Origin of the sequence: Enterococcus sp. DIV2453a (assembly GCF_050533535.1) — a bacterium.
Lineage (GTDB): Bacteria > Bacillota > Bacilli > Lactobacillales > Enterococcaceae > Enterococcus > Enterococcus faecalis.
Window position 1 is genome coordinate 215,001 of sequence record NZ_CP172899.1, and the last position, 13,751, is coordinate 228,751.

Here is a 13,751-nt window from a genome sequence, read left to right on the forward strand (position 1 = left end):
TGATCAGGTAGATAGGTTGGAAGTGGAAGGCTAGTGATAGTTGGAGCGGACCAATACTAATCGGTCGAGGACTTAACCAAAGAATGGATAAGTAAAAGCAACTTGGTTATTTTGATTCAAACTTCAATCCAGTTTTGAGTGAATGACTATTCAACTCAATAAGAAACAACACCCAGTGTGGTGGCGATAGCGAGAAGGATACACCTGTTCCCATGCCGAACACAGAAGTTAAGCTTCTTAGCGCCGATTGTAGTGAAGGGTTTCCCTTTGTGAGAGTAGGACGTCGCCACGCGAATTGTTGTTTTTGGAGGTTTAGCTCAGCTGGGAGAGCACCTGCCTTACAAGCAGGGGGTCAGCGGTTCGATCCCGTTAACCTCCATTTTTTGAGCCGTTAGCTCAGTTGGTAGAGCATCTGACTTTTAATCAGAGGGTCACAGGTTCGAGCCCTGTACGGCTCATATTCATATTTCATTTGCGGGTGTGGCGGAATTGGCAGACGCACTAGATTTAGGATCTAGCGCCGCAAGGCGTGGGGGTTCAAGTCCCTTCACCCGCATATTTAGCCGGCTTAGCTCAGTTGGTAGAGCATCTGATTTGTAATCAGAGGGTCGAGGGTTCAAGTCCTTTAGCCGGCACCATTTTGCGGAAATAGCTCAGTGGTAGAGCACCACCTTGCCAAGGTGGGGGTCGCGGGTTCGAACCCCGTTTTCCGCTTAGCCAATTCATTACGCCGGGGTGGCGGAACTGGCAGACGCACAGGACTTAAAATCCTGCGGTGAGTGATCACCGTACCGGTTCGATTCCGGTCCTCGGCATTGTTTTATATTTAGCACCCATAGCTCAACTGGATAGAGTGTTTGACTACGAATCAAAAGGTTAGGGGTTCGACTCCCTTTGGGTGCATTAGTTATATACGGGAAGTAGCTCAGCTTGGTAGAGCACTTGGTTTGGGACCAAGGGGTCGCAGGTTCGAATCCTGTCTTCCCGATAATAATTTTCATGGGGCCTTAGCTCAGCTGGGAGAGCGCCTGCTTTGCACGCAGGAGGTCAGCGGTTCGATCCCGCTAGGCTCCATTCTTATTTTAATATAAGAGTTTCGCGGTGTAGCTCAGCTGGCTAGAGCGTCCGGTTCATACCCGGGAGGTCGGGGGTTCGATCCCCTCCGCCGCGATTATACATTTGGAAGAGCCTGGACCTTTAGCTCAGTTGGTTAGAGCAGACGGCTCATAACCGTCCGGTCGTAGGTTCGAGTCCTACAAGGTCCATTGTGACGTTGTTTATAGTTTTATTTTTATCATGGAGGATTACCCAAGTCCGGCTGAAGGGAACGGTCTTGAAAACCGTCAGGCGGGTAAAACCGTGCAAGGGTTCGAATCCCTTATCCTCCTTTCTTAGGAATTAAATTTCCTTAGTCTAATTATCGCGGGGTGGAGCAGTCAGGTAGCTCGTCGGGCTCATAACCCGAAGGTCGTAGGTTCAAATCCTGCCCCCGCAATTGCTTTTGATTTCAAAAGCACATAAAAAGAAAAGTATGGTTTGGTAGTTCAGCTGGTTAGAATGCCTGCCTGTCACGCAGGAGGTCGCGGGTTCGAGTCCCGTCCAGACCGCCATGCGGGTGTAGTTTAGTGGTAAAACCACAGCCTTCCAAGCTGTTGTCGCGAGTTCGATTCTCGTCACCCGCTTTTCTTTTTGGGCCTATAGCTCAGCTGGTTAGAGCGCACGCCTGATAAGCGTGAGGTCGATGGTTCGAGTCCATTTAGGCCCATAATTTTATAAAATGGCCCGTTGGTCAAGCGGTTAAGACACCGCCCTTTCACGGCGGTAACACGGGTTCGAGTCCCGTACGGGTCATAGTTTTGTTACGGAGGATTACCCAAGTCCGGCTGAAGGGAACGGTCTTGAAAACCGTCAGGCGGGTAAAACCGTGCAAGGGTTCGAATCCCTTATCCTCCTTTCTTAGGAATTAAGTTTCCTTAGTCTAATTATCGCGGGGTGGAGCAGTCAGGTAGCTCGTCGGGCTCATAACCCGAAGGTCGTAGGTTCAAATCCTGCCCCCGCAATTGCTTTTATTTTTTAAAGCATACATTTGCATAAAGCAAAAACGAATTGGTTTGGTAGTTCAGCTGGTTAGAATGCCTGCCTGTCACGCAGGAGGTCGCGGGTTCGAGTCCCGTCCAGACCGTTTTTGGCTCGGTAGCTCAGTTGGTAGAGCAATGGATTGAAGCTCCATGTGTCGGCAGTTCGATTCTGTCCCGCGCCATCCAAGAAAAATTTGCGGGTGTAGTTTAGTGGTAAAACCACAGCCTTCCAAGCTGTTGTCGCGAGTTCGATTCTCGTCACCCGCTTTTTTCTTATTTGGGGCCTATAGCTCAGCTGGTTAGAGCGCACGCCTGATAAGCGTGAGGTCGATGGTTCGAGTCCATTTAGGCCCATTTATTTCTTGGGGAAGTACTCAAGTGGCTGAAGAGGCGCCCCTGCTAAGGGTGTAGGTCGGGAAACCGGCGCGAGGGTTCAAATCCCTCCTTCTCCGTTTTTTCTTTTTAATGGCCCGTTGGTCAAGCGGTTAAGACACCGCCCTTTCACGGCGGTAACACGGGTTCGAGTCCCGTACGGGTCATAGTGAAGCATACAAACATTGTTTGTATGCTTTTTTTATTTTTATTACAAAAAAATGTCGTTGAAAGCGTTGACATTTGTTGTAAATATGTTATTCTTTGGATGTAGGGATAAGTAAATAGATGGATAGTGATTGTTTAAAGACAAGCTAAACCTAATTTTTTCATGAAGCGACATATGTGTCGTTCTTTTTGAAGAAATTGGGTTTTTCTTTTTTCAACGAAACACAAAGGAGGTGGGGCATTGATTATTCACAAAATTTTAAACAATAATGTGGTTATTACATTAGATGATGATAAACGAGAGCAAATTGTTATGGGCAAAGGAATTGCTTTTAAGAAACGCATTGGGGATTGGGTTCCTGATGAAAGTATTGATCAAGTTTTTTATTTAGCCAATCAAGAAACATCACTTAAGTTTCAAGAATTGTTAGGAAATATTCCTTTAGAGATGATGAAACTCTCGGATGACATTATTGTTTATGCAAAATCAACGTTGAAAAAGAGTTTGAATGATACCATTTATATTTCTCTGACGGATCATTTGTACACAGCTTTAGAAAGAAAAAAACAAGGAATTGCAATTAAGAATTTATTATTATGGGATATTAAACGTTTTTTTCCTGAAGAGTACGAAGTAGGAGTAAATGCTTTAAAAATGGTACAAAAGCGCGTAGGAATGGAATTGTCAACGGATGAGGCAGGTTTTATCGCATTGCACTTGGTGAATGCGGAGATGGAGGAAGAAGTCGGTAATATTTACGAATTGACAAAGTTGATGCAAGAGATTACAAATATCGTCAAATACTATTTTAAGGTAAGTTTTGATGAAGACTCTGTCTACTTTTATCGATTTAGCACACATTTAAAATTTTTCTGTTATCGCTTATTACACCAACGTGAAGTTGTCGAAAATGATGATGAAGAACTGTATGCGGTAATTAAAAAGAAATATCTCAACGCCTATCGTTGCGTGGAAAAGATCAGCTTGTATTTAAATGAGAACTATGACTATCAAGTTTCAAATGAAGAACGCTTGTACCTAACGATTCACATTGCACGAATTGTACAAACAACGGAACAATAAACGCACCACTTTGGATAGTGACATTCAGTTGGCTAAACCTTCAAATGAAAATAAATTTTTGGAGGAAAAAAAGATGGGAAAATATCATGAACTAGCAGAAAAAATTGTAAAAAATGTCGGTGGGCAAGAGAATATTAATAGTTTGACACATTGTATCACACGTCTTCGCTTCAAATTAAAAGATGAGAGTCAAGCGAATGATGATGTCTTAAAAAATATGGACGGTGTGGTAACTGTTATGAAAAGCGGTGGACAATACCAAGTCGTTATTGGGAACCATGTTCCAGCCGTTTACGAAGAAGTAGTTAGTATTGCAGGCTTGTCAGGAGAACGTGAAGAAGAAGCTTCCAGTGGGAATTTATTTGATCGCTTAATAGATATTTTAAGTGGTTGTTTCCAACCCTTTTTAGGGGCGTTAGCAGCGGCTGGGATGGTCAAAGGGTTAAATGCCTTATTGGTTTTCTTAAAGCTCTATACGGCTACGTCAGGGACTTATACCATGTTAAATGGGATTGGCGATGCAATTTTCTACTTTATGCCAGTTATTTTAGGTTATACAGCAGCTAAAAAATTCCGGTTGCATCCGATGGTAGGGATCGTGATTGGCGCAGCTTTATGTTACCCAACGATTCAAGGAAGTGCATTACAAACGGCCTTTGAAACAACAGCGGGAGCCGGAGCCGCAGCACCGTATAATTTATTCGGCTTACCTGCCTATAATACATTTATGGGGATTCCTTGGGTCGGTGCGAACTATACAAGTAGTGTCGTACCAATCATCTTCATTATTGCTTTTGCGGCACAAGTTCAAAAAGTGTTTAAACGGATTATTCCAGAAGTTGTTCAAACGTTCTTAGTACCGTTTTTCGTCTTGTTGATTGCCTTACCAATTGGTTTCTTAGTAATTGGGCCAATCGTTAGCATGCTAACAGATTTATTAAGCGCTGGCTTTACAGCATTAATGAGTTTCTCACCAGCTTTGTATGGTTTGATTCTTGGCTTCTTCTGGCAAGTCTTAGTTATTTTTGGTTTACATTGGAGCGTTGTGCCATTAGCCATTATGCAAGTGACACAAGAAGGTTCAAGCCAAGTATTAACGGGATCATTTGCAGCTAGTTTTGCGCAAACAGCGGTTGTTTTAGCGATGTTCTTCAAATTGAAAGATAAAAAGTTAAAAGCTTTGTGTCCGCCAGCAATTATCTCTGGTATTTTTGGTGTAACAGAGCCAGCAATTTATGGAATCACTTTACCGAAAAAATGGCCATTTATTTATTCAATGATTGGTGGCGCTGTCGGTGGTTTATATTTGATGATCAATAATGTGACAGCATATACAATGGGTGGTTTAGGAATTTTCGGTGTGCTAAACTTTATCAATGGTGATGATGCAAGTGGGATGATCCAGTCCTTTATTGCAATTGCCATTGCAGCGGTCGTTGGTTTTGGTCTAACATTCTTCTTCTGGAAAGACAATACAGTTGAGGAAGAAGAAGTGATTATTGATAAAACAACGATTAAAAAAGAAAATATTACAAGTCCAGTCAAAGGACGAGTGTTATCTTTAAAAAATGCAGAGGATCCTGCTTTTGCAAATGGAGCTTTAGGAAATGGGGTCGTGATTGAACCAACGGAAGGTAAAGTGGTTGCACCCTTTGATGGAACGATTGTCACACTATTCCCAACAAAACATGCATTAGGTTTGATTTCAGATAACGGCACAGAATTATTGATTCATATTGGGATTGATACAGTTCAATTAGAAGGCGAAGGCTTTGAAGCTTTTGTAAAACAAGGTGACCGCGTGAAAAAAGGTCAAACATTAGTAACCTTTGATTTAGAAGGAATAAAAAAAGCTGGGTTTAGTACACAAATTCCAATCGTTGTGACGAATACAGCGGATTATTTAGATATTTTGGAAGTCGGCAGTAATGAAGTTTCAACAAGTGATGATTTGCTGACCGCTTTAATATAAAAAGATGTGGAGGAAGAGAATTTATGGCATTTAGAAAAGACTTTTTATGGGGTGGCGCAACAGCAGCCAATCAATGTGAAGGTGGCTATAACGAAGGTGGACGCGGTTTGGCAAACGTCGATTTAGCGCCAACTGGTCCAGATCGTTTTCCAGTAATCACTGGTGAAAAGAAAATGTTTAACTTTGATGAAGAACATTTCTATCCTGCACAAGAGGCGATTGATATGTATCATCGCTATAAAGAAGACATCGCCTTGTTTGGTGAAATGGGTTTTAAAACATACCGTTTATCCATTGCTTGGAGTCGAATTTTTCCAATGGGAGATGAAACAGAGCCAAATGAAGAAGGCTTGAAGTTCTATGAAGACTTATTCAAAGAATGTCATAAATATGGGATTGAGCCACTAGTAACGATTACACACTTTGACTGCCCAATGCACTTAGTGGAAGAATATGGCGCTTGGCGTAGTCGTAAGTTAGTAGGTTTCTATGAAAATCTTTGCCGTGTAATTTTCAACCGATATAAAGGATTAGTCAAATATTGGTTAACATTTAACGAAATTAATATGATTTTACATGCACCATTTATGGGAGCAGGTCTATACTTTGAAGAAGGCGAAAACAAAGAACAAGTGAAATACCAAGCGGCTCATCATGAACTACTAGCAAGTGCAATTGCGACAAAAATTGCTCATGAGGTAGATCCTGAAAACCAAGTAGGTTGTATGTTAGCGGCTGGTTCCAACTACGCTTATACTTGTAAACCAGAAGATGTTTTCGCTGCTCGACAAGCAGATCGTGAAAATTATTTCTTTATTGATGTCCAATCACGTGGGGAATACCCTGCGTATGCTTTAAAAGAAATGGCCCGTAAAGGTATTCAAATTGAAATGGAAGAAGGCGACGAAGAACTTTTAAAAGAACATACGGTGGACTTCATTTCGTTCTCTTATTATTCTTCTCGTGTCACATCAACAGATCCAGAAATTAATGAACAAACAGCTGGTAACATCTTTGCCTCTGTGAAAAATCCTTATTTAAAAGCCAGTGAATGGGGTTGGCAAATTGATCCGCTTGGTTTGAGAATTACGATGAATGACTTATATGATCGTTATCAAAAACCACTATTTATTGTTGAAAATGGCTTAGGAGCGGTAGACACACCAGACGAAAATGGTTATGTAGTCGATGATTATCGTATCGATTATTTGGCGGCGCATATTCAAGCGATGAAAGATGCCGTTGAACAAGATGGTGTCGACTTGTTAGGCTATACGACTTGGGGCTGTATTGATTTAGTATCAGCTGGAACTGGTGAAATGAAAAAACGCTATGGCTTTATCTATGTGGATCGCGATAACGAAGGAAATGGTACGTTAAAACGAAGCAAGAAAAAATCGTTTGATTGGTACAAAAAAGTAATCGCAACAAATGGTGAAGATTTAAGTAATTAATAAAATTAGCAACTATTAAAGGGCGTTTGACGTTGGCAGAAAAAACAAGGACTCTTCTGCCAGCCTCAATTCCCTTGATGGTTTCTTTGTTATGCCTAAAAACAGAGGGAAAGAGGGATTTTATGGGATTTCCAGAAAATTTTTTATGGGGCGGCGCAACAGCTGCTAACCAATATGAAGGTGGCTACCTTTCAGGAGGCAAAGGTCTGAGTACATTAGATGCAATTACTGGTGGTAGTCAAACAGAACCGCGACGGATTACGTATTTAACTAAAGAGGGCCAAAAAGCTTCGTGTACGCGCGATCAAGCATTACCCGAAGGAGCGATTGGCTATATCGATGAAGAGTTATACTATCCTAGTCATGTAGCGACGGACTTTTACCATCATTACGAAGAAGATATCGCCTTATTTGCAGAAATGGGTTTCAAATGTTTTCGGCTGTCTATCGCCTGGAGCCGGATTTGCCCAAATGGAACAAAAGAGATTAATGAAGAAGGCTTAGCCTTTTATGATAAAGTTTTTGATACTTTGCTGCGCCATGGAATTGAGCCTGTTGTGACGATTAACCATTTTGATATTCCGATGTATTTGGCCGATGAATATGATGGTTGGAAAAATCGTGAAGTGATTGATTTCTTTGTTTTCTTTTGCGAAACCATTTTTACACGTTATCAGAATAAAGTGAAGTATTGGATGACTTTTAATGAAATTAATTTTTTAAGAAGTTGGACGCAAATTGGGATTCACAATAATGATAAACAAAGTAAATATCAAGCAGCGCATCATCTATTTGTAGCAAGTGCGAAAGCCGTTGAATTAGGACATTCCATCAATCCAGATTTCCAAATTGGTATGATGGTGGCTTATATTCCAAGTTATCCTTTGTCCTGCAAACCTGAGGACGTGATGGCAACTGTTCAATTTAACCGAGAGCAAGAATTTTATATGGATGTCCAGGCTAAGGGCTATTATCCAGCGCATAAGCTCAAAGAATTTGAGCGTGAAGGAATGACAATTCAAATGGAGTCAGAGGATTTAGCGATTATTCAAAAAGGAACAGTTGATTATATCGGGTTTAGTTATTATATGTCGACCGTTTCGACTGCTTATCCCGAAGAAGTAAAATATGTCGGAGGCAACCAAATGCCTGCGGTTAAAAATCCTTATTTGCAAGAATCTGAATGGGGCTGGGCTGTCGATCCTTTAGGGTTAAGAATTTCATTGTGTCAGTTGTCAGATCGTTACAATATGCCATTGTTTGTGGTTGAAAACGGGTTTGGCGCGGTAGACACATTGCAAGAGGATGGCTCGATTGTCGACGATTACCGCATTGATTATTTTAAACAACATATTGACGCCATGAGAACCGCAATAGAAGAAGACGGGGTTAACTTAATTGGTTATACGCCATGGGGTTGTATTGACTTAGTTTCAGCAGGGACTGGCGAAATGAAAAAACGTTACGGCTTTATCTATGTAGACATGGATGACGAAGGTCAGGGAACCTTGAAACGAACTAAGAAAAAATCATTTAATTGGTACAAACAAGTTATCGCTAGTAATGGTGAAAACTTAACAACTGAGTAGAAAATGAGGGGAAATAAAAAATGAAAAAACGATTGACGATTGTGGGGATGCTTTTTCTGGCCATTTTAGTAATGGTTGGTTGTGGTAAAAATCAGCAAGCAACGACAAAAGAAAAAGAGACAAAACCTGAAGAACTAACTCTTTACATTGTGCGCCATGGAAAAACCATGTTAAATACGACGGACCGCGTACAAGGATGGTCAGATGCGGTCTTAACACCAGAAGGTGAAAAAGTTGTGACAGCAACTGGGATTGGTTTGAAAGATGTTGCTTTTCAAAATGCATATAGTAGTGATAGTGGCCGCGCCTTGCAAACTGCTCAACTTATTTTAGATCAAAATAAAGCAGGCAAAGATCTTGAAGTCGTGCGTGACCCAGATTTACGTGAATTTAATTTTGGTAGCTATGAAGGGGATTTAAATAAGACAATGTGGCAGGATATTGCTGATGATCAAGGTGTTCCCTTAGAAGAATTTATGAAAAACATGACCCCTGAATCCTTTGCCAACAGTGTAGCTAAACTGGATCAACAGCGCGAGGAAAGCAAGAATAACTGGCCTGCAGAAGACTATGCTACAATTACCAAACGTTTGAAAAAAGGCTTAGATAAAATTGTTGCCACAGAATCAGCCAATCCTGGGAATGGCAATGTTTTAGTGGTCTCTCATGGCTTGAGTATTTCAGCGTTGTTAGCAACTTTATTTGATGATTTTAAAGTCCCAGAAGGCGGTTTGAAGAATGCTAGTGTTACAACGATTCATTACAAAAATGGCGAGTATACTTTGGATAAAGTCAATGATGTCAGCTACTTAGAAGCAGGCAAAAAAGAATCAAAATAATCTAAGGCGTCGAGAAACAGTTTATTTAGGAGTTGGTGGAGCAAGAAAAGGGTTGCTCCACCAACTCCTATTGTTTTTTTATTAAAAGTGAAGGCTTACCTCATCACATTTTTAAATAGAAGTGGTTCGAGCTCAAAAATGATTTATCGCATAACTATGCTGACTAGATTTTGGACCGTTTTTATACTAACTGAATAAAAGCATGTTCTGATGGGGTATTTTTACATTTATATTAAGTAAAAATTAGAAATTATTTTTTTAATTAGTGAATCAACTATTAAATAAATAGCATGAAAACATTGTGACATGTATCTGTTAAAAACCAGTCCTTTTTATGACTATTGTTGTTTTAGTTAATGAAATAGGTTGTTATTTATTATCTAAATTGTATAAGGCTGTTACTATGCTTGCTTATATTAGTAATGTGTTCCTATAAAATAGAATAATAGCTATGTCTATTTAAAATAGTGTATGCTACTATTTTTTACAACAGACAAATTTATGAAAGGGAGGGAATTGATGAAGAAAGTACCATAGTATGTTTGTTGATCAGCAAAAATTAACAGTTGTTAGGTATTAAAAAATCGGATATCAAAGTAAAAGGAGGAGCTTTAAATTATGAAAAATAAATTTTTAATTTCTGTAGCTGTCTTAGGCATTTTAGGAATGACTATAATTCCTATGAGAGCTTTAGCAACCGACTCAACAAGTATTTTGGATTTTGGAGTTGTTTCAGTAGATAAAATTAATGAAACAATTACGGATATTGAAAATGAATATGGAACTTTAGATAAGGAAATGTTGCAGGCTAGTGAAAAATTAGAAGGCTATTTCGATACTGTTAATGGTGTTCTTGTAATTAACACAGATGTTGAGACTTTAGCTTCGGATTTAAATATTTCAGTTTCGGATGCGCAATTGATGATTGATGCTACAAATGAAATTGATTTAAATACACCACAATTATCCAGATTTGTAGGTGTATATATTAATTTAGGACCAAAAGTAAGAAAAATGAATGCATGGGCAGCTGGCGCATTTGTAGGTGGATATGTGGGCTGGTATGCCAAGCAATTTGCAGCAGCAGGACCAGTCGGTGCAGGTGTAGCAGCAGTTATAACAGCTGGAGCAGCTGCAACAGCAAAATGGGCAGTAGAAAACGGAATTAGAAGAATAAGTTTAGGGAAATATATCGGTGGCTGGAATTGGAACTATACAATTAATATTCCTTAGAGAGAAGTGTTAGAATGGCGAGGAAGCAATGGTTTATTGTTAAGTCAATGTTACTATCATTCCTTATTTTAGGAGTCCTTTCCTTCATTTTCAAAGAATATATTTTTGAAAATGTTGGTTTATTGAGGGCTTCGTTAGCTCTGATAGTATTTTTCATTGGCGAGTATATCTATTTAGACTATACTTTATCAAATAACAGGGCTTTATTGATCTGTTCGGTGTTGATATTTCTGCTTTCAGCTTCATTGTTATTTTAATAAGGGAAGTGTAGGAAAAATAAATGATGATTTGAAACGGTTATTATCAGCTACTTAGAAGCAGGCGAAAAAGAGACAAAATAATCCCTGGATTAGAGAAACAGTCTATTTAGGAGTTGGTGAAGCAACAGAAGTATTGCTTCACCAACTCCTATTGTTGTGTTCTTTTTTTATTAAGGGTAGAATCAGAAAGAAGAATTTTTTCATTGGGAGGAAATGAGATGAAAAATAGAACAAAATCACGTTGGAAAAAAATTGTCCTAGGAATCGGGCTTTTTTTAGCGGTATTAGTCATCGGTTTGACTATTTTTATTAAAAATAGTACGTATCAAGCAACCGATTCGGCCTTAAAAATAAGTCAAAGTGCCACGCAAGAAAAAAATTATGATTATTACACAAACGGGCAAAAAAATGATACAGCACTGATTTTTTATCCAGGTGCATTGGTTGCGCCCGCTAGTTATAGTGAATGGGCGCAAGAAGTTGCTACGAAAGGTTATGATGTCTATATTGTTCATTTTCCTTTGAATTTAGCGGTGCTTGCACCAAATGCTGCAGAACAAATTATAAAGGATCATCCACAACAAAACTTCGTTTTGGCTGGGCATTCTCTGGGTGGTGTGATGGCTAGTCGTTTTGTAGCGGAAAATGAGCAACGAATCAAAGGCGTGATTTATTTAGCCAGCTATCCTGACGAAAAAGGTGCACTAAACAAGCAAGATCTGCCGGTTCTGTCAATAACAGCCACAAACGATGGTGTTTTAAATTGGACTAGCTACCAAAAAGCCAAACAGTTTTTGCCAAAAGATACGCAGTATGCATCTATCAAAGGTGGTAACCATGCAGGGTTTGGTAATTACGGTGTCCAAAAAGGAGACAACAAAGCGACAATTTCTAACGAGCAACAGCAAACAGAAATCAGTCAATTGATTGTAGCATGGCTACAATCACGCTCCAATAAATAATCCGATGAGCCGAAATGTTATTTTTTCGGCTCATTTTTACTGCGATAAACAGAGGGGGTTACGCCTGTTTCTTTTTTAAAAGTGGTGGCAAAATATGCTGCGGTTTGGAAGCCAACTTTTTTCGCGATTTGTTGAATCGTAAGGGGTGAATGGAGAAGCAATTCTTGGGCTTGCCTAATTCGGACGCTTGTTAAATAAGCTGACGGGGTTTGTTTTGTCTGTTCCTTAAAGGTTCGCTGCAAATGAAAGGGACTACCGTGGCAGGCTTGCGCTAAATAGTCTAAACTTAATGGTTCCGCTGAATGCCGATCAATAAATTGCTTAATTTGAGCAACCCATTCCTCGTTAGGAACGACTTGCCCGGTTGGTTGACATCTTTTACATGGACGAAAACCAAGTGTTAAAGCTTCCTGAGCCGTTTTGAAGATCAGAACGTGGTTCTTGTTGGGCACACGGGAAGGGCACGAAGGACGACAAAAAATTTTCGTTGTGGTCACACCATAAAAAAAATCACCATCAAATTGCGTATTATTATTTTGAATGGCTTCCCAACGTTTCTGAGTAAGTCGATACGTTGTTTTCATTGTAAACACACCTCCCGTTTTCTTCATTGTAAAAGAATCCCTAATAAAAACAAGTAAAAAGTGATAGGAGCGCAAGATTTTGAAAGCCAAAAGAATTATAATGAAGATAAGAAAAACACGAGAAAGAAGTGTAGAAATATGGCAAAAAAAATTTATTATGCGCAACAAGAATGGCAGAACGATCACTATTATCTTGGTGTGACAGACGCTGGACTAGCTTTTGTAGGTTCAGCCAATCAATCGATAGAAGAGCTGAAAAACTGGTACCCTCAAGCACAATTAGAAGCTTCTGAAAAGAAAACTGCGCCTTATAAAGAAGCATTAATAAGTTATCTTAACCAACATTCGACAACGTTTGCTTGCCCCATAGACATCGAAGGAACGCCCTTTCAAAAAGAAGTTTGGCAGGCGTTGCAAGAAATACCTTATGGTGAGACAATGACCTATCAAGAAATTTCAGAAAAAATTGGGCGTCCACGTGCGGTTCGAGCAGTTGGCACAGCGATTGGGAAAAATCCTTTATTAATGGTCATTCCTTGCCATCGAGTCATCGGCAGCAAGGGACAATTAACCGGTTACCGTGGTGGTTTAGCAATGAAACAAGCATTATTAACATTTGAACAGTCTTAAAAGGAGGCGGCGATGAACAACTATCAATGGTATACAGAACAATGGGGAAAACCTACAAGAGAGGATGATTTGCTGTTTTTATTGTTGACGGTGGGTGTTTTTCAAGTTGGTTTAAGTTGGAAAGCAGCAGCAGGGAAAAAAGTAGCATTCATGAAAAATTTTTGCCAAATGAAGCCGGAAAAAGTTGCCGCGCTGTTGCCTGACGAAGTCGATCAAATAGTAGCTGATCCAGATATGATTCGCAATCGGCGCAAAATTGAAGCAACCATTAAAAATGCGCAAGCAATTTTAAAAGTACAAGAAGAATTTGGCAGTTTTGCCAATTATCTATGGCAATTTGTAAAAAACGTCCCCGTTTTATCTATTTATGAAGAAGCATACCAAGTCCCACGCACACAGCTTTTGTCAGATAACGTAGCAAAAGACTTAAAAAAAAGAGGATTTTCTTTTGTAGGTCCGATTGTCACCAATATGTTTCTGAAAGCTAGCGGGATTATCCAGGTGGAAATTTTAAATCCAGAATAAA

At 39.8% G+C, this 13,751-nt stretch carries 10 protein-coding genes, 25 tRNA genes and 2 rRNA genes (1 of these 37 only partly in view); 36 read left to right on the forward strand and 1 reads right to left on the reverse strand.

What is annotated here, in order from left to right; all coding sequences use genetic code 11:
* The 34 genes from IGK03_RS01020 to IGK03_RS01185 form a co-directional block, all read left to right on the forward strand.
* Positions 1-80 (forward strand): 23S ribosomal RNA (locus IGK03_RS01020); it begins 2,833 nt to the left of the window's first position.
* 96 nt (positions 81-176) lie between these two features.
* A 5S ribosomal RNA gene (gene rrf / locus IGK03_RS01025) occupies positions 177-292 on the forward strand.
* A gap of 14 nt (positions 293-306) precedes the next feature.
* Positions 307-379: transfer RNA gene (locus tag IGK03_RS01030), tRNA-Val, on the forward strand.
* Between the two features lie 6 nt (positions 380-385).
* Positions 386-458: transfer RNA gene (locus tag IGK03_RS01035), tRNA-Lys, on the forward strand.
* Positions 459-474: 16 nt separating this feature from the next.
* Positions 475-556 (forward strand) — tRNA-Leu (locus IGK03_RS01040).
* 6 nt (positions 557-562) lie between these two features.
* Positions 563-638 (forward strand) — tRNA-Thr (locus tag IGK03_RS01045).
* A 4-nt stretch (positions 639-642) separates the two neighbouring features.
* Positions 643-714 (forward strand) — tRNA-Gly (locus tag IGK03_RS01050).
* Between the two features lie 15 nt (positions 715-729).
* Positions 730-815, forward strand: a tRNA-Leu gene (locus tag IGK03_RS01055).
* Between the two features lie 14 nt (positions 816-829).
* A tRNA-Arg gene (locus IGK03_RS01060) sits at positions 830-903 on the forward strand.
* An 11-nt stretch (positions 904-914) separates the two neighbouring features.
* Positions 915-988, forward strand: a tRNA-Pro gene (locus tag IGK03_RS01065).
* A gap of 13 nt (positions 989-1,001) precedes the next feature.
* A tRNA-Ala gene (locus tag IGK03_RS01070) sits at positions 1,002-1,074 on the forward strand.
* A gap of 23 nt (positions 1,075-1,097) precedes the next feature.
* Positions 1,098-1,171 (forward strand) — tRNA-Met (locus IGK03_RS01075).
* Between the two features lie 20 nt (positions 1,172-1,191).
* Positions 1,192-1,265, forward strand: a tRNA-Ile gene (locus tag IGK03_RS01080).
* A 33-nt stretch (positions 1,266-1,298) separates the two neighbouring features.
* Positions 1,299-1,388: transfer RNA gene (locus tag IGK03_RS01085), tRNA-Ser, on the forward strand.
* A 33-nt stretch (positions 1,389-1,421) separates the two neighbouring features.
* Positions 1,422-1,495 (forward strand) — tRNA-Met (locus IGK03_RS01090).
* 38 nt (positions 1,496-1,533) lie between these two features.
* A tRNA-Asp gene (locus IGK03_RS01095) sits at positions 1,534-1,610 on the forward strand.
* A gap of 1 nt (position 1,611) precedes the next feature.
* Positions 1,612-1,682: transfer RNA gene (locus tag IGK03_RS01100), tRNA-Gly, on the forward strand.
* A 9-nt stretch (positions 1,683-1,691) separates the two neighbouring features.
* Positions 1,692-1,765 (forward strand) — tRNA-Ile (locus IGK03_RS01105).
* Positions 1,766-1,779: 14 nt separating this feature from the next.
* Positions 1,780-1,851, forward strand: a tRNA-Glu gene (locus tag IGK03_RS01110).
* A gap of 12 nt (positions 1,852-1,863) precedes the next feature.
* Positions 1,864-1,953: transfer RNA gene (locus tag IGK03_RS01115), tRNA-Ser, on the forward strand.
* A 33-nt stretch (positions 1,954-1,986) separates the two neighbouring features.
* Positions 1,987-2,060: transfer RNA gene (locus IGK03_RS01120), tRNA-Met, on the forward strand.
* 48 nt (positions 2,061-2,108) lie between these two features.
* Positions 2,109-2,182 (forward strand) — tRNA-Asp (locus tag IGK03_RS01125).
* Positions 2,183-2,187: 5 nt separating this feature from the next.
* Positions 2,188-2,260, forward strand: a tRNA-Phe gene (locus IGK03_RS01130).
* A gap of 14 nt (positions 2,261-2,274) precedes the next feature.
* A tRNA-Gly gene (locus IGK03_RS01135) sits at positions 2,275-2,345 on the forward strand.
* 13 nt (positions 2,346-2,358) lie between these two features.
* Positions 2,359-2,432 (forward strand) — tRNA-Ile (locus IGK03_RS01140).
* A gap of 10 nt (positions 2,433-2,442) precedes the next feature.
* Positions 2,443-2,530 (forward strand) — tRNA-Ser (locus tag IGK03_RS01145).
* Between the two features lie 15 nt (positions 2,531-2,545).
* Positions 2,546-2,617, forward strand: a tRNA-Glu gene (locus tag IGK03_RS01150).
* 242 nt (positions 2,618-2,859) lie between these two features.
* Positions 2,860-3,702, forward strand: coding sequence for a BglG family transcription antiterminator LicT (gene licT, locus IGK03_RS01155; RefSeq protein WP_002355181.1), 843 nt, complete (start codon positions 2,860-2,862; stop codon positions 3,700-3,702).
* Positions 3,703-3,775: 73 nt separating this feature from the next.
* Positions 3,776-5,674, forward strand: a complete 1,899-nt coding sequence (locus IGK03_RS01160) for a beta-glucoside-specific PTS transporter subunit IIABC (protein ID WP_002358327.1) — start codon at positions 3,776-3,778, stop codon at positions 5,672-5,674.
* Positions 5,675-5,697: 23 nt separating this feature from the next.
* Positions 5,698-7,128: a 6-phospho-beta-glucosidase gene (locus IGK03_RS01165; RefSeq protein WP_002355183.1), complete on the forward strand. Its 1,431-nt coding sequence runs from the start codon at positions 5,698-5,700 to the stop codon at positions 7,126-7,128.
* 122 nt (positions 7,129-7,250) lie between these two features.
* Entirely contained in the window at positions 7,251-8,717 is a 1,467-nt protein-coding gene (locus tag IGK03_RS01170) for a glycoside hydrolase family 1 protein (protein WP_202334736.1), read from the forward strand.
* 20 nt (positions 8,718-8,737) lie between these two features.
* Positions 8,738-9,556, forward strand: a complete 819-nt coding sequence (locus IGK03_RS01175; RefSeq protein WP_049095574.1) for a histidine phosphatase family protein — start codon at positions 8,738-8,740, stop codon at positions 9,554-9,556.
* 618 nt (positions 9,557-10,174) lie between these two features.
* A complete protein-coding gene (locus IGK03_RS01180) occupies positions 10,175-10,789 on the forward strand; it encodes a hypothetical protein (protein WP_002377892.1) in 615 nt (204 codons plus the stop codon).
* A gap of 478 nt (positions 10,790-11,267) precedes the next feature.
* Positions 11,268-12,011 carry an alpha/beta hydrolase gene (locus IGK03_RS01185; protein WP_033625559.1) on the forward strand — a complete coding sequence of 248 codons (744 nt, stop codon included), beginning with the start codon at positions 11,268-11,270 and terminating at the stop codon, positions 12,009-12,011.
* 17 nt (positions 12,012-12,028) lie between these two features.
* Here IGK03_RS01185 and IGK03_RS01190 read toward each other — a convergent pair whose 3' ends face one another.
* Positions 12,029-12,622: a bifunctional transcriptional activator/DNA repair enzyme AdaA gene (locus IGK03_RS01190; protein WP_016617431.1), complete on the reverse strand. Its 594-nt coding sequence runs from the start codon at positions 12,620-12,622 to the stop codon at positions 12,029-12,031.
* A gap of 111 nt (positions 12,623-12,733) precedes the next feature.
* Here IGK03_RS01190 and IGK03_RS01195 point away from each other — a divergent pair, with 111 nt between their 5' ends.
* Both IGK03_RS01195 and IGK03_RS01200 read left to right on the forward strand, forming a co-directional pair.
* A complete protein-coding gene (locus IGK03_RS01195) occupies positions 12,734-13,225 on the forward strand; it encodes a methylated-DNA--[protein]-cysteine S-methyltransferase (RefSeq protein ID WP_002355188.1) in 492 nt (163 codons plus the stop codon).
* 12 nt (positions 13,226-13,237) lie between these two features.
* The gene (locus IGK03_RS01200) at positions 13,238-13,750 is read left to right on the forward strand and encodes a DNA-3-methyladenine glycosylase I (protein WP_002408650.1); all 513 of its coding nucleotides are present in this window, start codon (positions 13,238-13,240) and stop codon (positions 13,748-13,750) included.
* The last annotated feature ends 1 nt before the right edge of the window (position 13,751 follow it).